Source organism: Paenibacillus sp. FSL K6-2862 (assembly GCF_038005125.1).
Taxonomy (GTDB): domain Bacteria; phylum Bacillota; class Bacilli; order Paenibacillales; family Paenibacillaceae; genus Paenibacillus; species Paenibacillus illinoisensis_A.
Genome location: NZ_JBBOSN010000001.1, coordinates 2098219 through 2118895, shown reverse-complemented (window position 1 = coordinate 2118895; position 20677 = coordinate 2098219). Strand labels below are relative to the sequence as shown.

Annotated in this window: 22 protein-coding genes, 1 tRNA gene and 1 pseudogene; 8 read left to right on the top strand and 16 right to left on the bottom strand. The window is 46.5% G+C overall.

All coding sequences use genetic code 11. From position 1 onward, the window contains the following. Positions 1 to 168: 168 nt before the first annotated feature. The 6 genes and pseudogenes from racE to MHB82_RS09900 form a co-directional block, all read right to left on the bottom strand. A complete protein-coding gene (racE, locus tag MHB82_RS09925) occupies positions 169 to 978 on the bottom strand; it encodes a glutamate racemase (RefSeq protein WP_095288100.1) in 810 nt (269 codons plus the stop codon). Between the two features lie 229 nt (positions 979 to 1207). Next, positions 1208 to 1603, bottom strand: a complete 396-nt coding sequence (locus tag MHB82_RS09920) for a YtxH domain-containing protein (protein WP_095358955.1) — start codon at positions 1601 to 1603, stop codon at positions 1208 to 1210. A 182-nt stretch (positions 1604 to 1785) separates the two neighbouring features. Then, complete coding sequence (locus MHB82_RS09915) at positions 1786 to 2751, bottom strand: DUF4261 domain-containing protein (protein WP_341174563.1); 966 nt, start codon at positions 2749 to 2751, stop codon at positions 1786 to 1788. An 11-nt stretch (positions 2752 to 2762) separates the two neighbouring features. Continuing rightward, positions 2763 to 3224 carry a DUF86 domain-containing protein gene (locus MHB82_RS09910; protein WP_341174562.1) on the bottom strand — a complete coding sequence of 154 codons (462 nt, stop codon included), beginning with the start codon at positions 3222 to 3224 and terminating at the stop codon, positions 2763 to 2765. A 175-nt stretch (positions 3225 to 3399) separates the two neighbouring features. Beyond that, positions 3400 to 3687, bottom strand: a complete 288-nt coding sequence (locus tag MHB82_RS09905) for a Dabb family protein (protein WP_095288062.1) — start codon at positions 3685 to 3687, stop codon at positions 3400 to 3402. 250 nt (positions 3688 to 3937) lie between these two features. Then, positions 3938 to 4321: pseudogene (locus MHB82_RS09900) on the bottom strand (phage holin family protein); the annotation flags it as partial. 447 nt (positions 4322 to 4768) lie between these two features. Here MHB82_RS09900 and MHB82_RS09895 point away from each other — a divergent pair. Beyond that, entirely contained in the window at positions 4769 to 5365 is a 597-nt protein-coding gene (locus MHB82_RS09895; protein ID WP_095288064.1) for a helix-turn-helix domain-containing protein, read from the top strand. 221 nt (positions 5366 to 5586) lie between these two features. Here the strand turns inward: MHB82_RS09895 and MHB82_RS09890 are convergent, their stop codons facing one another. Next, on the bottom strand, positions 5587 to 6735 hold the full coding sequence (locus MHB82_RS09890) for a sn-glycerol-1-phosphate dehydrogenase (RefSeq protein ID WP_095358959.1): 1149 nt from the start codon (positions 6733 to 6735) through the stop codon (positions 5587 to 5589). 158 nt (positions 6736 to 6893) lie between these two features. Between MHB82_RS09890 and MHB82_RS09885 the strand changes: the two genes are divergently transcribed. After that, entirely contained in the window at positions 6894 to 7085 is a 192-nt protein-coding gene (locus tag MHB82_RS09885; protein WP_095358960.1) for a hypothetical protein, read from the top strand. Positions 7086 to 7201: 116 nt separating this feature from the next. Here MHB82_RS09885 and MHB82_RS09880 read toward each other — a convergent pair. Further along, positions 7202 to 7286, bottom strand: a tRNA-Leu gene (locus MHB82_RS09880). Between the two features lie 218 nt (positions 7287 to 7504). Between MHB82_RS09880 and MHB82_RS09875 the strand changes: the two genes are divergently transcribed. The 3 genes from MHB82_RS09875 (at position 7505) to MHB82_RS09865 (ending at position 10313) form a co-directional block, all read left to right on the top strand. Continuing rightward, entirely contained in the window at positions 7505 to 8698 is a 1194-nt protein-coding gene (locus MHB82_RS09875; RefSeq protein WP_341174561.1) for an adenosylhomocysteinase, read from the top strand. A 41-nt stretch (positions 8699 to 8739) separates the two neighbouring features. Beyond that, positions 8740 to 9732 carry a Gfo/Idh/MocA family protein gene (locus tag MHB82_RS09870; protein WP_110759577.1) on the top strand — a complete coding sequence of 331 codons (993 nt, stop codon included), beginning with the start codon at positions 8740 to 8742 and terminating at the stop codon, positions 9730 to 9732. A gap of 218 nt (positions 9733 to 9950) precedes the next feature. Further along, the gene (locus MHB82_RS09865; protein ID WP_095288069.1) at positions 9951 to 10313 is read left to right on the top strand and encodes a winged helix-turn-helix transcriptional regulator; all 363 of its coding nucleotides are present in this window, start codon (positions 9951 to 9953) and stop codon (positions 10311 to 10313) included. Positions 10314 to 10392: 79 nt separating this feature from the next. Here the strand turns inward: MHB82_RS09865 and MHB82_RS09860 are convergent, their stop codons facing one another. The 5 genes from MHB82_RS09860 to MHB82_RS09840 all read right to left on the bottom strand — a co-directional run bounded on the left by MHB82_RS09860 (position 10393) and on the right by MHB82_RS09840 (position 15155). Then, on the bottom strand, positions 10393 to 12012 hold the full coding sequence (locus tag MHB82_RS09860) for a sensor domain-containing diguanylate cyclase (RefSeq protein ID WP_341174560.1): 1620 nt from the start codon (positions 12010 to 12012) through the stop codon (positions 10393 to 10395). Positions 12013 to 12177: 165 nt separating this feature from the next. After that, positions 12178 to 12921, bottom strand: coding sequence for a spermidine synthase (locus MHB82_RS09855; protein ID WP_341174559.1), 744 nt, complete (start codon positions 12919 to 12921; stop codon positions 12178 to 12180). Between the two features lie 232 nt (positions 12922 to 13153). Further along, entirely contained in the window at positions 13154 to 14056 is a 903-nt protein-coding gene (locus MHB82_RS09850; RefSeq protein WP_341174558.1) for a LysR family transcriptional regulator, read from the bottom strand. Positions 14057 to 14113: 57 nt separating this feature from the next. After that, positions 14114 to 14851 carry an SDR family oxidoreductase gene (locus MHB82_RS09845; RefSeq protein ID WP_095358966.1) on the bottom strand — a complete coding sequence of 246 codons (738 nt, stop codon included), beginning with the start codon at positions 14849 to 14851 and terminating at the stop codon, positions 14114 to 14116. 19 nt (positions 14852 to 14870) lie between these two features. Continuing rightward, a complete protein-coding gene (locus MHB82_RS09840) occupies positions 14871 to 15155 on the bottom strand; it encodes an Atu4866 domain-containing protein (RefSeq protein ID WP_341174557.1) in 285 nt (94 codons plus the stop codon). Between the two features lie 160 nt (positions 15156 to 15315). Between MHB82_RS09840 and MHB82_RS09835 the strand changes: the two genes are divergently transcribed. Then, complete coding sequence (locus MHB82_RS09835; RefSeq protein WP_341174556.1) at positions 15316 to 16248, top strand: AraC family transcriptional regulator; 933 nt, start codon at positions 15316 to 15318, stop codon at positions 16246 to 16248. A 74-nt stretch (positions 16249 to 16322) separates the two neighbouring features. Here MHB82_RS09835 and MHB82_RS09830 read toward each other — a convergent pair whose 3' ends face one another. Beyond that, positions 16323 to 16757, bottom strand: coding sequence for a MerR family transcriptional regulator (locus MHB82_RS09830; RefSeq protein WP_095358969.1), 435 nt, complete (start codon positions 16755 to 16757; stop codon positions 16323 to 16325). A gap of 208 nt (positions 16758 to 16965) precedes the next feature. On the opposite strand from MHB82_RS09830, the gene MHB82_RS09825 reads away from it, so the two are divergent. Beyond that, on the top strand, positions 16966 to 17847 hold the full coding sequence (locus tag MHB82_RS09825) for an SDR family NAD(P)-dependent oxidoreductase (RefSeq protein WP_341174555.1): 882 nt from the start codon (positions 16966 to 16968) through the stop codon (positions 17845 to 17847). An 87-nt stretch (positions 17848 to 17934) separates the two neighbouring features. Here the strand turns inward: MHB82_RS09825 and MHB82_RS09820 are convergent, their stop codons facing one another. Both MHB82_RS09820 and MHB82_RS09815 read right to left on the bottom strand, forming a co-directional pair. After that, complete coding sequence (locus MHB82_RS09820) at positions 17935 to 18453, bottom strand: MarR family transcriptional regulator (RefSeq protein ID WP_341174554.1); 519 nt, start codon at positions 18451 to 18453, stop codon at positions 17935 to 17937. Between the two features lie 137 nt (positions 18454 to 18590). Next, on the bottom strand, positions 18591 to 19151 hold the full coding sequence (locus MHB82_RS09815) for a nitroreductase family protein (protein WP_341174553.1): 561 nt from the start codon (positions 19149 to 19151) through the stop codon (positions 18591 to 18593). 290 nt (positions 19152 to 19441) lie between these two features. Between MHB82_RS09815 and MHB82_RS09810 the strand changes: the two genes are divergently transcribed. Next, positions 19442 to 20605 carry an oxalate decarboxylase family bicupin gene (locus MHB82_RS09810; protein ID WP_341174552.1) on the top strand — a complete coding sequence of 388 codons (1164 nt, stop codon included), beginning with the start codon at positions 19442 to 19444 and terminating at the stop codon, positions 20603 to 20605. Positions 20606 to 20677 lie beyond the last annotated feature (72 nt).

The following is a 20677-nucleotide window of genomic DNA, read 5'->3' as shown; positions in this document are numbered from 1 at the left end:
GTATGCGAACCCGGTTGTCCGTCATGTGACATGAATCACGCGAGCCTTTTCCAAGCGCTGTTATCCGTATAAATAAAAAACCGGAGCGCCAGGGCTCCGGATGACTGATGAGTGCAGTGGGTTAAGCTTCAACCTCAACTCCAAATATGAAAGGGTAGTACTGCTAAGTTACGTTAAACGGGTGACCTGCCACACGACAGGTGTTTTCGAGATCTGTTCTCCCAACCACTGGCGGGTAATATTCTGGAACATGCGCGGGTCTCCCGTACAGAAAAATTGATGCACCGGTGTCTCATCCCCACTTGCCAGCTTTCGTTTATCATACAAAATCGTACTGATTTCCCTCGCCGTCTCATCTGCCGAACTGATCAATTTCACTTCCTGTCCCATGACTTCCTGGATTGTTTCCATGAGAAATGGATAGTGGGTACAACCCAAAATGAGACAGTCAATTGGCTGTTGTTTGATCTGACCCAACGACTGCTCCACCGCAAGTGTTGTTTGTTCGGAACGAAATTCACCCTGCTCTACCAGGGGCACCAATGCAGGGCAAGCCTGACTGACGACATCAATATAGGGGGATAACTGCTTAAGTGCTGAAGTATATGCACCACTTCCTATCGTTCCCACTGTACCGATTACGCCAATGCGTCCTGTTCGAGTAGCCGTAATGGCAGCACGCGCCCCGGGATGGATGACCCCAATGACAGGCACATTCACCTTCGCCCGGATATAGTCAAGGGCTGCAGCCGTGGCTGTGTTACAGGCGATAACGATAACCTTCGGATCGAACTGGATCAAGAAATCAACGATTTGTTCCGTAAATTGTTTAACTTGTTCGGACGAACGGGGTCCGTACGGTGTCCGGGCAGTATCTCCAAAATAAATGATCTTTTCCCGCGGGAGCTGACGCATCACTTCCTTGGCGACGGTCAATCCCCCTACACCGGAGTCTAATATAGCGATTGCTTGCTGCACGAACACACCGCTTCCTTCTTCATTGAATTGGTTCTGATAACGATTTGGGTTCCAGAGCTTTCTTCCTACCGTATGATTATTCCGGCAAAAAGGTACCTACATCTTACCCGATTTCATCTCAGGGTTCAAATAAAACAACGCACGCTGCGGCTTCCACATCATTGTCGCACACAAACAAGCAGGCTCCCCTCATTCTTCGAGGAAAGCCTGCTTATTGCCCAGCAATGTTTCAGCTATTATCTTTCGAATCATCTACAGGCAGCTTCGCAACAACGTTAATGCCAGACTCATTATCATCATTATTCACAGCAGAGTCTGCAGACGTATCCGAGTCGGTAATGACTGCAGATACGCGTAATTCCTTCCCTTCAGCGCAATTCCGCCAGGATTGGATATCCTGAATGACAACGTCTGCCGTTTCTTTTACTTTGGATACGATCTGTGAGCTTTGTTCGCCGACCTTAACGGCCAGTTCCTGACCTTTCTCGGTGACCTGACGCGCACCTTCTGAAATATCCTGACGCAGCTCACGTCCAGATTTTGGCGCCAACAGCAGTGCTGTAACAGAACCCACTACCGAACCGATCAATGCTCCCCACAACAAACTTTTGTTTGAATCCTTCACGTTGCATCTCTCCCTTTACCTTAATGAAGTACCGGATACCACCAAGCAACAAGACATCTTGATGCTTATTGATCCGGGCGAATGCCTACTCTGTTGATGCAGTATAAGCAGCAAGGGCTTGACCTGACACTCCAGATAGCAAAAACTTTTTAAATCCCGTATTGGGCATTAGAATGTCAGCATTAATGATGCCGAGATGATTCGAGCGGCTGTGCAGCATGTGCATCTCCCGGGTCAAGATCAATGACATAACGGCCAGGCGCAATCAGCGCAGTCTGATGCTCACAGCGCCAGCGTCTTCCTCCAGAAGAGCCCAGTGTTTGTCCGTCCTGCAGAACATCACCCTGATCGAATATGTAATAGGCCGCCCCAAGCAATGTCTGAGCTACCGTATCCGGATCCAGTCCCGTAAAGTGACACTGCACATCGGGAACACCAAGTGCAGACAACCCAACGGTATCCATAACCAGTTCACGCTGTTCTTCGGTTCCACCTGCCTGATACATGCGGACATTCATTGCTCCATAGAGATGTTCTTCCCGCTTCTGTGACTGAATGTAAGCCTCCGGCTCGACCAGCTTGTCGCTGCCGTACCAATACGTTCCATCACAAGGCAGAACTTCCATGACTGCCTGGAGCGTATTCTGGAACAATTCCAGACGCTGTTTGCGAGACATGGCTGCAGAGAACATATCATGAAGACGGATCGAATACTGCGCTGACTTGACGGCATCTCCTGCTTCCGGCCAGTGCCAGGCTTGCTGAACCGCCCCACCGAATCGGGAACGATCCTTGATCTCGTTCACAGGAAGCATGCAGGTCTGTGCAGGTATATTCCCTTCCTCAAATGAAACCGGATGATCCATATGATAGAAAACAAGCATGTCCAGGTTATGCTCTGAAGGTTCACTTTTCCCGATCTCCGTCTCGGTTTCATCCGTCTTATTCTGTGAGGAGCGTTGATCATTGACCTGCTTCACAGCCAGACGCACTTGTCCGGTATAACGGGTAAGTGCATTCTGCAACCGCATCCGATCTATTATAGGTTGCTCTCGAAATAACAGCTCCACCATATAAACAGGGTGAAAGCCGGAAGGAATATCATTCGCTTCATTTTTCTCTATTTCATCTTGCCTTTCATTTGTCATGCTGGTTCCCCTCATTCCTTACTCTGTCCCTCGGTCTGACCTTGCTGAAATGGACCAAGTTCTTTTTCCACATAGATACTAACCTGCTCAGCAAACTGTTCCAGAATAGATGGTACCTCTGCAGTTAACGGGTGCAATTCTCCCCGCTCCCAGCTGAAGTAATCCTGTACCAGCGGCTTGCGCAGCGACACGAGACGCTTCAGCACCTCGTAAGTCGAAACGTCAAATACCTTCTCTTCGTGATTGATTTGAATGATGTCATCATAACTGCTGGCATCCCGCATAATGAAACCATCAATAAGATAGCTTCCCACATCTGTTACAATCTCAATAGCCAGATGAAGACAGCGCTCCTGGACCAGACCAAGCATAAGACTGCCATCCCAAGCCTGCGCTGCCCGGCGGAGCCCTTCGGCTACTTCCGGCACGGCAGCAAGTCTGCGGGCAATCTGTTCTCTGTTTACGTAATACAATGCAGTCACTTCCCGTTCAGTGAATTATCGATTCCGTTTTCCTCTTCGCTTAAGCCAGAAAAGCATCACCGGACAAGCGATCAAAAACACGATAAAAATATATAAAAATTCCATAACGTCTCTTAAATCGCTCATGCCCAGTCTCCTTTAACAACTGCAGAATGAAATGATTAAATTAGATCTCGTAATCCACTGCGACAGACTGTTCTCTGACCTCGTTCATGTACTTGATGACTTCCTGATGAAGCGGGTGGACCTGGTAGGCCTGCAGATCTTCCAGTGATGCAAATTCGGCTGTCAATGAGATGTCGAAAGATCTGTCAGAGCGAAGCACATCCACGCCAACTTCCAATGAGATCAGGACATCAATTTTGCCTTGCAAGTTGCGAAGAACGTTTGCAGCAGCCTCAATGGTTTCTGGAGAACGATCTTTCATTTTGAAAAGAACAATATGTTTAATCATTGAACAAGCACCCCGTTTGCATATATTAGTGGAAATGAATGAATTTTCGTGTAACCAAAATATATCATAACGTTAGTTATTGCGAAAGGATACTTGTAAACGTTCTCTAAACGATAAAAGAATGCTATGCTGAACTGTTCTTTTTTGTATTATCATCTTCCTGAGCTGGAGATGTCTCTTCTGAAGGGGGGTTCGAATCAGCTTCAGGTGCTTTTACTTGCGGTTTGGACCACTTCCGATCCGAAAGGTCTTCCTGTTTCTTCAGCACGGCAATGGCTTGTCTGAGCTTATCAGGCAGCGGAAGACCAATCCTGGCATAATTTTCTGTAATGGAAATTAACTCGTTAACCAAGTAGAAGTAGATGGCTCCTCCCTTGATAATGTCTGTTCCCATAAGCAGATCAATACGGTGAGCAAGAAGGATAACGGTCAGCATTAGCCCCTTGCGGGCAAGTCCCCAGAACCCGATGTTGCTATTTAAACCTGTTCCCGACCTCACCGCTGCAGCGAGACCTGTAACATAATCCACAGCCATCGCAATGACAAGCAGACTCAGCAGTTCATCCCAAACGCCAAAAGCAAACGTTACGAACGCTCCGGAAATTGCAGCAAAGGTATTTACGGCTGGACTCACGTTTTCACCCCTCTCTCTGAATTGATCATTATACAAAATATGTAAGAGTTAGAGATTTTGACAGACCAATCGCCTGGCTCAACTTGCGGATTTTATTTTCGGATTTGTGCACATCATTTCGGGATAAGAATTAGTACCGCCCCAATTTTTTGGTGGATTTTAGGTAATAATCCGCATCATATCAACTAAAATCAGAGAAAAGTATAAAAGTCCTATAAATAGTATTTAAGACCTAATTTATTGGTTTTCATGTTCTCTTTGATCCCTGAAATTTAGTGAAACATTGTAATCTAGGAATATACTAGGAAATGAATTGCACATACCCTAGTCCATAATTCCCTCCTTTAACATTCTCAAAGGATTGAGCCCAATCCAAACCAGTGCACCTGGCACTTGAAAGTACCCCGGTTCTTATTGTAGTATTTGGTTAAAAAAATCGGAGGAAATATGCCTAATCAACCAGAACAACATTCCATCCAGGCGTGGTCTCTGATCAACCGTAAATACTTGGGAAAAGGCGTCCGTGTTAAACGATTCCGTAAACCGACACGCTGTCAAATCCGAAACCGCGTTCTTCTAGCCGTGCTGATGGCCAATGATATCAAGTTGTCCCAGCTTGCCGAAGATCTATCCATCTCATCACGCAGCGTGAGCGCGTGGGTGTATGAGGGGCGGATACCCGGCAGTACCAATTTGGACAAAGCGTGCCAATTGCTAGGCTACCCGCGTCACATCCTCTTCAATGAAGAAGTTGTACGCAAAAGCCCGGTCATTTGTCAGCCCGAGCCTTCCCGTTTCATGAAGCGTACGGTGACCCGATCTCCGGTTAGCAACCGTATTCTGACAGGCTTGTGTATGGTCCATGATTTGTCGGTGACAGATGTCAGCCACTGGATCGGGGTTCATCCCGGCACTTTCCGCAAATGGCTGCATCAGGGAACGCTGCCTTCTGCCGCGTTTCAGGAACAAGCGGAACAATTTTTCCGCATCCCGAAAACCATCCTGTTCGCAGATGTCATCCTGAAAGACCGTCGCAACAACTAAATAAGCGAACAGACAAAAGGCTCTGTTCTTCCCACAAGGGAAGACAGAGCCTTTTTAAATGAAACATACCTCTGGATACACCTGTGACTTGTATCCCCTGCACTTTGCTCCAGTAAATTGTTCGAACTTATAACAAATAATTTTATGATTTGTACGTACAAATCAGAGCAAGACACAGATCCATTCCGATAATTTTATCCGATGTACAGGTTGGTTTTATTTTAAACTACATTCAGAGATTCATTAATATATTTGAGTCCGGTATATCGCTCTCTAAGTGTATGTGCCGTTGCAAATGCATGTTCCACCATATCCGGTGTAACCCCAAGCTGATCTGTTGTGGTCGGACCCCCAACCTGCTCAAGCCATGCCGTAAGCTGTGAAGCATCAGGTAAAGTAGCATACACATCAAAAACAGGTTCTCGGGACAAACTCGCAAGTTCCTTGTATCGCTCTGTAAGAAGCACGCAAGCTACGCCGACTTTGGCCCCATGCAGAACAGGTTTCCGGCCCGCTACCATCAATTCCATCTCCCAACGATGAGAAATGTGATGCTCACCGCCGGATGCCGGACGGGAATGATCAATAATTAGCATGGAGGCACCGGAAATGATTAGCGCATCCATCAATGCGGTTATACCCTCAGCTCTTCCTTCGGCGATGGCTTGCACATTTTCGATGCAGGCCTTCAACGCTTCTTCCGTCATCCGATAAGCAACCGGACAGAATGGCTCCCCGCCCAGATCACGCGACACAATCCAATCTGCCAGAGACGTATATTTGCCTAACATATCACCGAATCCCGCGGCCGTCATTGCTTGGGGAGCCTGCTGGGTAATGTCAATATCCGCAAAGATGGCTTCGGGCGGAACAGCCTGAAACGTCTGCTTGATGCCGCTTACAATGAGCGGCGCTCCCGCTGAAGTGAACCCATCAACCGATGCCGCTGTTGGGACAGACAGAAATGGCTTGTTCATTTTGGCACACACAAATCGCACCAGATCATGTATGGTCCCCGATCCCACTGCGATGATGGCCTGAGTCATTTGTTTTACACCAAGCAGTACCTGCACAATCGCAGCCTCATCGGCAATGATATCCCCCGCACTGTTCTCCGGCATCTGGAATTCATCTGCTACGAGCCCCGCATCCTGTAGGCTTTTTACCACCTCATATCCCGCAGCCGGACCTGTCTGGCCATCATATACCACAGTAACCTGGTTATAGCCCTGTTCCAACAGGTACCCCGGTAATCTACGAATTGCACCATGTTCCAAAAAGACCTGCATTTGCACCAGCCGATGATCATGTCCACAGGTACACTGCTGCGCTTCCGCATTCCAAGCGGCAATGCGTTCGTTCATATTCATGTGTTCGTAACCTCCCGTTTCTAAGTTCATGCATATTTGCACTGGAAAAGCCAAACAATGAGTATAGGAAAAATTTCAATGATTTTCCTGTTCACACTTTACTTCTTGTACCCGCATTTTGCAAATGTTTTGACAAACTATTTGAAGCAGGTGATCCAATGCAGCTCGGCAAAGATACAGGCCTATCTCTCGGTTTTCTTGCAGGAACGACCCTGGGTAGCGGGATTGCGTTCTTGTTCCAATTTCAGGCGTATGAAGTGGTCGGCAGCGTTTCCTTTTTCGGCATCATTGGTGCCTTGTCCGGATTATGGACAGCGATTTTCTTACGCCAGCGCCAGCGTCAACACTAACAACTAAACCAAGAGGACACATTACCAAAGCCTGTTTCAGAACATTTCAATTCGTAGAAAAATAAAAAAAGGTTCGAGAGATTGCAAAAGCAATCTTCGAACCTTTTTCTCTTGGATGCGGTCGAGAGGACTCGAACCTCCACGGGGGGTTAGCCCACACGGACCTGAACCGTGCGCGTCTGCCAATTCCGCCACGACCGCATAATATGTATCTTCTCATCGTTGATGAAAAGCACCCGGTTAATTCATTTCTCGTTTCACCGTAATTAAGAGTATACAGGCTCTGGAAGAAGAATGCAATACTTTTTTTATGATCTGAAATTGATAGGACATATGTCCTTTTATAGAAATTCAAAACCTCCTATCCTAAGCATCAGCAACTGTCCTCAAGGACAGAAAACCCATGGATAGAGAGGAATATGAGCAAATCTATGAACATGACACCTGAAATTATTGAAGAAGGAAAACGACATATTCATTGGACAGAAATGCATATGCCCCTCCTCGCTGCACTAAAAACCCGATTTTCCAAAGAACGCCCCTTTGCTGGCCTTACTATTGGAATCTGTATTCACGTAGAGCCTAAGACGGCTGTTCTATGCCGAACCCTACAGGCTGGTGGAGCCAACGTTGTACTAACAGGAAGCCCAGGTACAACACAGGATGCCGTTGCTGCTGCACTTATCGCTGAAGGCATTCCCGTGTATGGACAACGTTCAGATGAACGCCGTCAGCATATGCACAATATTCATCGCGTGCTTAAACACCAGCCGCATCTTCTCATGGATAACGGAGCTGATCTAGCTCGCACTCTCATTCAGCACTATGACCATAGTGCGCTCATTGGCGGAACAGAAGAAACCACGACAGGAGCCAATCTCCTGCGTGAGGAAACAGGGGCGGAAGTGACCTTCCCGATTATTGTCATTAATGATAGTCCTCTCAAGCGCATCATGGAAAATGAACATGGCGTGGGTCAGACCATTATTGAAGGATTCATGCGCACCACGAATCTGATTCTGCCTACAAGACGCTTCGTTATCGTAGGATATGGTTCCTGTGGACGCGGGATTGCCCGATATCTGCGTAATCTAGGCAGCCAGGTTATTGTGGTTGAGACCGATCCTATCGCTGGACTCGAAGCTGCTTTGGATGGATTTCGCGTAGCGAAACTGGAAGAAACGTTCGCTTTTGCCCAGGTTTACATCACGGTTACAGGTCGCCCCAATGCTATCTCAATGGAGCATTTCAATCAGATGAACGATGGTACGATTCTTGCCAACGCTGGACATTTCTCCTGGGAATTGGACCTGGACGGACTTCGGCAGGAAGCTGCACATACCGAACGTCTTACAACAGATATCGAACAATTCACCTTTGCGAATGGCCGACGGCTCATGCTGCTTACCCAAGGTGAGATGCTTAATCTTGCAGGTGGAAGCGGAAATCCTGCCGAGACGATGGATCTGGGCTTGTCCCTCCAAGCTGCTTCCCTGCTCTATCTTGTTCAGCAGCGTCAGCATCTGGTGAACGGACCACAGCCTGTTCCTCATATCGTCAATTCAGAGATTGCAAGCCAGATGCTGTACCACTTGAGCGAGAATCCTGTTTAGATTGACAAAAATAGTTCGATCAACAATGAAGGAGAATGGTTATGACTCAAACGAATCTTTGTTTTATCGGTGCCGGATTTCATGCAACGACCAATATCTACCCTTCTGCTGTAGAAGCAGGGGCTACCATCCAGGCCATCTCCACTCGCAGTATCGAACGCTCTCAAGCCGCCTTGCTGCGGTACGGCAGCACAGGGTCAGCATATGATAACGCAGCTCTCATGCTGCAAAACGAAGACTGCAGCAACGTTGTTGTAGTAGCTCAACCTCAGGATCAAACATCTCTCGCCTTGGAATGCATCAAGGCAGGCAAGAATGTCTATGTTGACAAACCCCTTGGCTGGACTGCCAGAGAAGCTGCAGAAATTGCAGATGCAGCCGAAAAGGCTGGCGTTGTATTGATGGTAGGATTTATGAAACGCTATGCGCCTATATATATGAAATTAAAGGAACTGATTGATGGTGGTTCAATGGGTAGAACGCGATCGTTTCAGATGAAATTTGCGGTGGACAGTACTCCATTTTGCAAGAATGAAGAACAGTTTATGAAGCTCGCTGCCATTCACATGGTCGACCTGATGCGTTTCCTCTTCGGCGAAGTACAGCACGTGACGGGTACCACATTCAAGGATGGGGAACATATTAATCAGAGCATCTCTCTAAAATTTGATAATGGTATTGTGGGCAGTGCCTACTTTGCAGGCATGAGTGCATGGTCACGTGAAAGCGAAAGCGTACTGGTTACATTCGATCACGGTTTTGCGTCAGCAGATGAAATGAATACACTTACCGTCCATCACTCTCGCACCTCGGACAGCCTTCCCTGGAAGGCTCTTGAAGAGCAGGATACGGTCTATACTCCTTCCAGCTCTCCCATGTCAGGCGCATACCGCGATCTCTACCTTCGTGGATTTGTAGGCGAGATGGCGCATTTTATGTCATGCTGCCACAATAATTCGCTTCCGCTTTCAAGCGGCAAGGATAATGTCGGAACGATGGCCCTGTGTGATACCATCTTGTCTTCACTGGTCTAACAACTAAATGTTACTGTATACCCTCAATCTTACATCAACCCGTTGTTTCGTATAACGAAACCGGGTTCTTTACTATACATTGCACCTTTTCATTAATCCGATATCTAGGGTTTATAATCCGAATCAGACATGGTATGCTTTGAAGAGAATATACACACATTTTGGGTACGTAGTACTTAAATTGATACTATACACATAGCTGACGGAGGTGCAGATAGATGAAAAAAATCTCAACCGAGACATGCCCCAAACCTTATGGCTGCGCCGTAGAAGTTACACTTAGCGTTATTGGAGGCAAATGGAAAGGTGCCATTCTGTATCACTTGTTTTCGGGTTCCTTGCGATTCAATGAACTCCGAAAGTTATTTCCCGACATTACGCAGCGAATGCTCACCTTGCAATTAAGAGAATTGGAGAGCAGCGGGATTGTACACCGGGAAATCTACCCTCAAGTGCCACCCAAAGTGGAATACTCACTTACGCCATTTGGGGAAACGCTCCGTCCAATCATATTCAGCATGAGGGACTGGGGAGAAACCTATACGAATGAAGTTGTTCAAGCCAAGTCACAGGAAGTATAGTGAACGCAAAAAAGCTGATTCCTTCTCATAAGGGATCAGCTTTTTTATAGTTATTTCATAGGCGATCTTCCCGGCCAGTTTATAACCTTTCTACGGTCTGAATGGTCACGGTACGATTGCGCCCTTCTTCCTTCGCCTGGTACAGGGCTGTGTCCGCGAGATGGAACAGCTCCGTCGCTGAAGATGAATGCAGCGGATATTCGGCAATCCCTGCCGAGATCGTCACGGAGCGATCGATCGGCATGATACTTTCCTCAACCGATACACGGATAAATTCGGCAATCTGATAGGCGGTTTCAGCTCCGGTATGGCGGAGCAGCACGACAAACTCCTCCCCTCCGAAACGAGAACTCACATCCTGCGGCCGAACGGCCAACCTGATCTGACCTGCAATATGCTTCAGAACCTCGTCTCCAGCATGATGCCCGTAAGTATCATTAATGGATTTGAAGCGGTCGATATCCAGAACAATAATCGAGAATGGCGTCTGTTCATCAATCCATTGCTGAATGACTTCTTCAAATGTCCTGCGATTCGTCATGCCTGTCAGCACATCCGTTCTGGCATCATAGGTAAGCTGATCCGTTTGCTTGCGAAAATTCACCAATGCACCCAAAACCGTGCGGGTTAGCAAATCGGCCTCCCTGTTCCAATGCGGTTTCATCGTTGGCAGGTCCACTTTGCCCTGATCCACCTGATTAACCAGATCGGCCAAATAGACAAACGGACTCGCCAATTTCCGCGCTACCCGAATGACAATCAGGGTCAGGATGAGAAACGGTACCGAAGTATACAGTAATAACATGCGAATATGCTCATTCAACTGATCGTACACGGTCTGGGTTGGAGATACGACAACGACCCCCCAATCGGTAGCAGGCACCTTCTGATACCCGGCAAGCGAATCTATGCCAGCCAGATTTTTGTACTGCTCCTTACCGGTTTGATCATCCAGAAGCTTTTGTACAATTTCATTTTTACTGATGTCCTCACCAATTCTTTTGGTATCTGGATGAAATAGAAGCGTACCCTTGGAATCGACAATAAAAAAATAAGAACCATTGCTTGTCCTCAGCTGACTTCCAAAAGAGAGGTTCAGGATATTATTTTCCTGCAGATAAATGTTACCGCCAATGGTCCCCTTAAATTGTCCAGCTGCATCAAAGATCGGTTCACTGACAAAAACATTTCTGCGCTTCGTCCTTGGGGTCTGATAGGCTTCGGAAATATAGGGCGCCTTAAGCTCCATCGCTTTTTTGGCTGCATCAGATGAAACCTGCACCCCGACGGATAAACCCGAATATGGCGATATGCTGCGTACTATACCCTGATCGTCCACAAGGGCTACAGAGTTAAAATAATTGCTGCTGCGTTGGATTAATTCCAGCGTCGAATCCAACTTTTCCGTATCTGAATAGTCCATCTGCGGAAAATAGTCTGCAGCATATTTCAAGCTGCTCTGCATGGACTGAAATAGCGAATCCAGTGTCTGACTCATTTGAGCTGCGCTTGAATAATTAAGAGACAAGGTATTATCAATGAGAGACTGCTTCTGCGTTGTGTAAGACGAAATAAACATGATAGTTAAGGTCATCAGCACCGAAATGGTGACCAGCCCACTGAGCAAGGCAGGAAGACTGATTTTTTTATAGGTTCTCGCTTTTCTTCGCCATCTGGATGCTTTGTTCTTTGCGATCATTAGTGCTTTCCCCCGGATTTTCATGAAAAGGCATATTCTCTCTATTCTATACGAAAGTTGTTATGAATGTATTAATTTTGTATGAATATTTTACAGTTTCTTCAATTAAAATTGATAACTCCATGACAAGTCTTATAAATTAGGTGTCTGTCTTCTTCTCCAGGATCAAAGCTCGTCCTCGATGATGTATCCTTCCCCAGGCTCCTGCTCCACAAACCCAGCCATATAACGCGATTGGAACTCAATAGGAGCATCGCTGCCCACCAGAATTCGATTCTGTATCTCATCCTGCGTTTCCGTAGGTAGAGCAAATGAACGTGTGTAATCAAACTGGTCAGCCATCGTTGCATATATCGCGTTTACAAGTCTGTCATTGCCCCCACGCCCGAATACATTCAACAGTATGCTTCCACCAGAACGCAGCTTGCTTTGAGCCATCGTAAAGAAAGATCTGGAGGTAAACTGCTTCGGTGTTCCTTCTGCGGTAAATGCATCGATAATAATATAATCATATGTCCCAGGCAGTTCCTGCTGCAGCAGCTTCCGGCCATCTCCCACCATGACTGCACTGCCCTCATATCCAAATAGCGTCTTGCTTAATTCAACCACTTCCTCGTCCAGCTCGGCGATCTTCACCTGGCGGTTTGACAGATAAGTCGAGAGCGTACCAATTCCGTGCCCCACTACAAAAACCTTTTCGTATTCAGGCGTATTGCGCTCCATTAGATGAACCATTGCCCTTGGGTATTCAAGCAGCATTCGTGAAGGCTCATCGAGGTCCATGGCTCCCTGAACAGCCTCGTTCGAAAACTCCAAAACCCGGAAATGTCCCTTTTCCCCATAAAGCCTGGATGTATCATATACGGTTAACGCATGCTGCTCACTTATATTCCGATATAAAACTCTCACGAGCTGTACTCCTCTCAAGTTCCATCCATTACATGCAAATAAACTATTTTTCATTATAACAATTCTCTATCGCCGTACTCCATAAAAATGAGAAAAAAACCGTTCACGGTTACCCGGAAACGGTTTTGAATGGCTTGAGATAAGTTCACAAATTTTAATAGTGACCAAACCCCAATACGGGATTGGAATAAGTGTGCACATTTTTTAGAAAAATACCAACTTGTCCGTACAGTCAGAGCCCTATGGCCTCATGCAAAGCTTTGACATATTCCACACCCAGATTGGAAAGAGAGGTGCTTTTGTGGCTGATCCAGCCCACATTGATCGATTCCTCGCACTCCAGCGGAACAGGAATGATCTCATTTCCGTTCAAATCAGCGCTGAGTACACCTGTTGAAATCGTATAACCATTCAGACCAATCAGCAGATTAAACAACGTTGCCCGGTCATTGACCTGGATGCTCTTGGGATGGGATAACGTACTCAGAATCTCTTCGGAAAAATGAAAAGAGTTGTACTCTCCTTGGTCAAATGACAGGTAAGGATAGTCCTTCAGCTGCTCAATCGCCACGGATGCTTGCTTAGCCAGAGGATTCTTCACGCTGATGAAGATGTGCGGTTTGGCTATAAAGAGGCTTGTGAATACCAGACCGGCATCCTTTAACAATTTGTTAATCACCTTGGCATTGAACTCGTTCAAATACAGAATCCCAATTTCACTTCGCAGGCTCTTTACATCCTGGATAATTTCATATGTCTTTGTTTCCCGCAGTGCCAGCTCATATTCATCTTGACCATACTGCTGTACCAGACGTACAAAGGCATTCACGGCAAACGCATAATGCTGGGTGGATACCGAGAAATGCTGTGGAGAAGGCTTGGCATTCAAATAACGATTCTCCAGCAATTCTGCCTGCTCCACAACCTGCCGGGCATAACTCAGAAATTCCACGCCTTCTTTGGACAGCGAGATTCCCTTGTTTGTACGTTCAAAAATGGTAATGCGCATCTCTTGTTCCAAATCGCGAATCGCGTTCGAAAGGCTCGGCTGGGAAATAAATAGCCGTTTGGCCGCTTCATTCATGGAGCCGCGCGTGGCAACTTCAATCACATATTTTAATTGTTGCAGAGTCAACGTGTTATTCCTCTTTTCGTATAGTTAGTTCTATTATATACCAAAAGAGTATTCGCCTTAAACGAGACTTGCTGTTGGTCTGACGACAATTTCATTGACATCCACTTCAGCAGGTTGGCTAATTGCATATAAGATGCTCTGTGCAATGGCCGATGCTGGGATGGACACTCGCCGATAATCCTTCATGAACTCACGCGCTCCGACATCCGTGATCGTCTCGGCAAGCTCCGATTCGGTTACCCCTGGAGAAACAAGCGTTACCCGAATATCTCCACCCACTTCCAGACGTAAACCCTCCGTGATCGCACGGACTGCGTATTTGGTTGCACAATATACGGATGCTGTCGGTGTTACGGCATAGGCACCAATGGAAGCGATGTTGATAAATTGGCCAGCACCCTGCTTTCTCATAACAGGTAACCCAGCGGCTATCCCGTGTAAAACTCCACGAATATTGACATCAATCATTCGATTCCATTCATCCACTTTTAAGGCTTCAAGAGGAGACAAAGGCATCAAACCCGCATTGTTGATAACGACATCCAGACGACCGTAGCGGGTAAGCGCAAGATCCACAATGCTCTGCATTTCTTCCAGCCGGGTGACATCGAGTGCCTGAACCTCCACGGATCCACCCTCAGAACGGATGGAAGATGCGAGTGCATGCAAACGTTCGACGCGTCTAGCCCCAATAACCACGTGAGCCCCTTGCTGTGCCAGCAATCGAGCCGTCGCTTCTCCAATTCCGCTGCTAGCACCTGTAATGACAACGACTTTTCCTTTTACATTAAACATATGAAATCCACTCCCTTTATTATTGGTTATTGATGTTTGTTTCTCTGTACAAAACCATGCCTGCGTGATATAAGATACCTTCTACAAAGTCTCCATCCGCTGTAAAACCCGTATCATCCACATATTCAATATGATTTCCTTCCACGACATAACGTCCTTGATATGCACTTTCCCTTTGACCTCTGGCTTCATCATATCGACCATTCGAGAGCAGTTCATGCCGGATATAACCATCCTTTGTCACCCACATGCCAACATAAGGGTGTCCATGTTCCTCTCTGTTACCTGATGGATTGTATTCCATTTCCCAACCTCCTTGCTGTTTTTCAAAAGCTTCAATTGCTTATCCTTATTATGGAGGAGATCATCTCACACCAGATAGAAGATTCCCCCAACAATCTTGCCTATTCCTCCAGAACATTCTAGAATAAAATAAACCGATTCGAATAAAGGAGGATGAAACCATGGTTTCATCACTACATATGGATAACGATGTCACTCGTCAGATGCAGGAAATGGCTCATCTTATTGGGCGTTTTGCCCTAAATGACGGAATTCATGCTACGGCTATCCCTTCGCTTTCTTTGATTCGTGCTTCGGAAATATCGCAACCCATCTATTCTGTTCATCAACCTGCTCTCTGCATTGTTGCTCAAGGATCCAAGTTAGTTGTACTCGGACGAGAGAGTTACACCTACGACCGTACACAATATTTAGTTGCTTCAGTAAACTTGCCCATTTCAGGACAGGTGGTTCAAGCTACTGCAGAGAAGCCGTATCTATGTGTGCGACTTGATTTTGACTCTAACCAGATTTTTGATCTGATACAGAGTCCAGCTGCGATGCCATCCAAACCGGACAACTCCACCCAGCGTGGGTTATTTGTCAGTTCTATCAAGGTCCCGCTTCTTGAAGCCATCATCCGACTGGTTCGATTGCTCGACACACCTGAAGATATTCCTATACTCGCTCCCATGTTTATCCGTGAAATCTTATATCGAATTATTCAGGATGAACATGGACACTCGATCAAACAATTTGCCGTTCAAAACAGCCACGCCCAGCACATCGCCAAGGTGATCGAAGTCATCCAATCCGAATATGACAAACCGCTGCGCGTGGACCAGCTTGCCGCCATGGTTAATATGAGTTCCTCCTCACTTCACTACCATTTCAAAGCCATCACCGCCATGAGCCCTATTCAATTTCAAAAACAAATCCGACTGCAGGAAGCCAGAAGTATGCTCATCGCTGGTTCAACTGATGCCGCCGATGCTGCATTTCAGGTTGGATACGAGAGCCCTTCCCAATTCAGCAGGGAATATGCACGAATGTATGGCCTTCCACCAAAAAGTGATATCCAACGTCTTCGTCATACACTTCAAATGGAGTACTAATCGCAAACAAAAAGAACCCGCGTCGTCCAGACGTGGGTTCTCGGCTTTAATGAATGTTATTGGGATGGTGCCCATCAGGAGAATATGTTCTTTTTTTCAAAAACCGACATCTGATTCTCTCCAGTTATAGGACATTCATCAGGAAACAAGCTCTGCTTGTTCAGCTTCTCATCGATAAAATCAACGACCTGCTGCAGCGAGGCTATCTGCGCTTCTATTTTCATTCGATGGCTCACCAGCATCTCACGCTCTTCCGGGAATTCGTCCAGATTCGAATCCATCGACATGTGCAGGTAAGGCTTCATATCCTCCAGAGACATACCTGTCTTCTTCAGACAAGAAATGAGTTTCATGGTTCGAATATCCTCTTGGCGGTATACACGGTGCCTGTTCGCCTTCCGATCTGCCCGCGGCAGAAGCTGAATCTTCTCATAATATCGAATGGTATCTTCCGATAACCCTGCCTTCTCCGCTGTTTCCTTAATGGAATATAGTGCCTCATTACTCATCCGTCTCAGCCTCCCTCATCCTCATACCTACCTTCATCTTACAACTTGGAGTCAGCTCCAAGTCAAGCCAAATTCAGCCCTACAACCAATCAACATGAACGTTCAAAATTCATTCGATCCAACTGCTTGACTTGGAGTCGACTCCAAATTATAGAATGAGCGCAGCACACAGATTCGTTCTGTAATTCCCAACATAATGGAGGTAACTATGAATAAACCAAACAAACTACACACCGCGCTGATTACGGGCTCAAGCTCAGGAATTGGCCTCGAACTGACCCGCTCGTTATTGGCCGAAGGATGGCAGGTCATCGGCCTCAACCGTTCACCTTTTCCGGCAGAGCAAGGCGATATTCAACGTGCATTACGTTCAGGGCAGCTTCATTGGGTTCAGGCTAACCTGACCAACTACGAAAGTCTGAAAATCGCGCTCGATCAGATTAAACTCCAATTGGATACGATTGATGTCCTGTTTAATAACGCAGGGGGCAGTGCGGCAGAGCTTCGTTATTCTGACCAAGGGCATGAAATGCACTTTGAACTTCAAACCATCGTTCCTTATATCATTTATATGGAGTTATATGATCTTATACGCAGGAGCACCTTCAAGACCGTTGTTAATACTTCAACGAGTGCATTCAGTATGGTCCGACAGTTCAACCTGGACATTCTGGAACGTCCAACGGAATTCAAGAAGCTGTTTGGTCCATATGCCACCTCGAAGCTTGGCCTCTCCTTATGGACACGCGAGGCGGCTGAGGCGGCGAAGTCCGATGGCATTCGTCTTCTGAGCGTAGATCCTGGAGGCAACAATACTTTACGCGGCAGCAAAAAATCCGGTTTGCCCTTTTACATCAAGCCTGTCATGAAACTGTTCTTCCCTCCTCCAAGTCACGGTGCTTCGTTATTGTATAGAGCTGCATTCTCACAGACCAATCACGAATCAGGTACATTCCTGATTAAAAATAAACCGACTGAACTTCGTTTCAAAGAGCAAGGTCCCTTCATTTTGAAGCGGGTACATGAAATTTATGAGCAAGAGTTTCTATGTTCAATCCCTGCAGGAAGTGGAAATCAAAAAATCGAGTAACAACTGGAAAGACTGTATTTTGGCAAGTAACAATTCTCCCCGTGTTACCACGGGGTTCTCTCGATTCCAGTTTTGTTCCCTGTCAAATCACTCTTCCTCCAGGCCGTCCATTAAACTTCGAGTGTCCAACTGCTCATAGAAACGTGTCAGATCCAGCACAAATCTCTTTAAAAACTCAAGCTCCATTTTGTTATATTCGCCCAGAAAACGGAGGAATTGATTTTCAATCTTTTCGTGCAGATCGGCATGAACATGAAACAGCTTTTTGCCTGGTGATGTTAGCCGGAAATAAATTTCTTTTTTGTTGTCATTTAACTGTGTTTTTCGAAGCCATCCTTGCTTCAGCAGTTTATGGGCCACTTTGGAGGTATTCCCCTTGCTGAGCTCCATACGTTCAGCTATGGAAGTCAGATTAATGGGTTCGTGTTCCCCAATACACGCAATCACATGCACATCCGTCATGTTCATAGCTGCGTCTGATGACAGAGTCTTGCGAATAATATTCATGAAGAATAGATTTTCCTGATCATCCTTTTGTTCTTTTTGATGCAAAAGCTTAATAAACAATCCATAAATATAACGCAGATCCGTCTGTTCCTGATCCATAGTTTCCCCAACCTTTTCTTCTCTCGGTCTATTATGCAAGCTAGGCTTGAATAACATATATTATACACCGTAATTTGTTTCAATGGAAACAATATAATCAGAATGGATACGATATATATCAGACTCCTGTTCCGGGACTACAGCAGGGTAAGCTTTTGTTCAGCTGAAGTGCGCGACTTGGGTTTCGGTGTTTTGTCGAAGTACCCCATATGCAACACACCGACTATTCGCTCATCTGACTTCACGCTCAAACCCTCGCAAAAAATAGGGGAATGAATGTATTCCATCGTAGACCAAATCATACCTAAGCCCTGTTCCCAGGCAAGTAGTTGAAAATTCTGAATAACGCAGCTTACAGCCGCGTAGTCTTCTTCCTGCTTATGGTGATCCTTTTCATTCTTCATTACCACAATAAGGTGCGCAGGCATGCGGCTGAACTTATTTTTCAGCGCCTGCTGCAGTTTGCCGGGCATCAACTTCATCAATTTCATGTTTTGCACCGATTCCAGCATCAGACTGGCCACATGTTCTTTTGCCTCTGCACGCTCAGCGAGAATAAAACGCCATGGTTCTCGCATGCCATGATTAGGTGCCCAGACCGCATCATTAAGCAATTCAACAATTAAGTCCGTGGACACCGGTTGTGTATTAAAGCTGCGGATACTTCGTCGAGAGCGAATCGTATCGGCTATTGTCATATGAACTTCCTCATTTCCGAATAAGTATGTATACCGCTTGTATATGTTTTGTTTCATACGAAACAATATCAGGGTACTATGAAATGCAACGAACGTCAATCCATATGTTTCAAACCACAAACGAGCAAATGCCAGAAGCGTCCTCCTTCATGTCTCAAGAGTCTATTGCACAATCAAGCCATGGATCCCGTCTATCCCCCTGTCTTTCATAATATCCAGGCCCTGGTTCATACATGTATGAATGACGACCAGGTCTGCATCGGCATGATCTGAACTGGAGGGATAAACGAATGACAAAAGGATCACAACCTAATGGTAAACCAACCATTTTTCCACAACCAATCCGAAGAGATGGGGCAGGCGGGCCTGATTTGGGTCCACGTGATGTCATGAGAGACCTTGAAAATCCGGATATGCTGGTTCCACCTGCAACGGATGCAGGGCTGCTCCCCAATCTGAAAATGTCCTTTTCCGATACACATATGCAATTAAACCATGGCGGATGGTCACGCGAGATTACAGTACGCGATCTGCCCATTGCCACGACTCTGGCTGGGGTCAACATGAGTTTGACTCCAGGCGGCGTACGGGAACTCCACTGGCACCAGCAATCCGAGTGGGCTTATATGATCTGGGGAACGGCAAGAATCACATCCGTGGATCAGGAGGGCCGCAATTTTATCGCTGATGTCGGACCAGGAGATCTGTGGTTCTTTCCCAAAGGTCTGCCCCATTCCATTCAAGGACTCGAAGAGGGCTGTGAATTTCTGCTTGTTTTTGATGACGGTTCCTTCTCCGATCTCAATACGTTATCCATTTCAGACTGGTTCGCGCACACCCCTGCAGAGGTATTGTCTGTCAATTTCGGAGTACCCGAATCTGCATTTCAGTCCAGGCCGACAGATCAGGTTTATATTTTTCAGGATCAGGTTCCAGGTTCACTCGCGAGTCAGGAGATTCCTTCACCCTATGGTACAGTCCCCTTTTCATTCAAACACCGCTTGCTGGCTCAGGAGCCGCTTATAACGCCGGGAGGAAGTGTACGCATCGTGGATTCCACCAACTTCCCTATCTCCACAACCGTTGCTGCTGCGCTGGTCGAGATTAAGCCTGGTGGCATGCGTGAATTGCACTGGCATCCGAATGCGGATGAATGGCAGTATTATCTCACGGGACAAGGAAGAATGACGGTGTTCGGCGGCAATGGTACGGCACGCACATTCAATTACAGAGCCGGAGATGTAGGGTATGTTCCTGTGGCCATGGGACACTATGTTCAAAACACGGGCAGCGATACCTTATGGTTTTTGGAGATCTTCCGAAGTGACCGTTTCGAAGATATCTCATTGAACCAATGGATGGCACTTACACCTCGTGAGCTTGTCCGCGACAATCTGAACGCGCCAACGGAGCTGCTGGATGCCCTGCGCAAAGTAAAATGGCCTGTCGTTTAATTTCATATGTACCTCTATCAAATGGTCTCAAACGGGGTAATTCTCAGAGAACTACTCTACGATAGGAGGAAT